The organism is Streptomyces niphimycinicus (assembly GCF_018883605.1).
GTDB classification, from domain to species: domain Bacteria; phylum Actinomycetota; class Actinomycetes; order Streptomycetales; family Streptomycetaceae; genus Streptomyces; species Streptomyces niphimycinicus.
Genome location: NZ_JAHLEM010001258.1, coordinates 1 through 315 on the forward strand (window position 1 = coordinate 1; position 315 = coordinate 315).

Below are 315 nucleotides of genomic sequence, written 5' to 3' on the forward strand. Positions count from 1 at the left end.
GCCGAGGTCGGCCGGTGCGATCTCCGGCCGCTCGTCCAGGTAGGAACGGAGCCGCACGGCCTGCGCACGCAGCGCGTCGGCGGACTTCGCCGACAGCGGCCACGACGTCACACCAGGGGCCGTGGCCACCTCACGCGGGGCCTCCTCCTCGATGACCGGAGCCTGCTCGATGATGGTGTGCGCGTTGGTACCGCTGAAGCCGAACGAGGAGACCGCCGCCCGCCGGGGACGACCCGACTCCGGCCACTCCACCGACTCCTGCAACAACGACACCGCACCCGCCGACCAGTCGATATGCGGCGACGGCTCCTGAGC

1 protein-coding gene is annotated in these 315 nt (G+C 71.7%); it reads right to left on the minus strand.

Annotation, left to right across the window (positions count from 1 at the left end; genetic code table 11):
• Nucleotides 1-315, minus strand: a 315-nt coding sequence (locus KN815_RS49205; RefSeq protein WP_216348216.1) for a ketoacyl-synthetase C-terminal extension domain-containing protein, incomplete at both ends; no start/stop codon positions are given.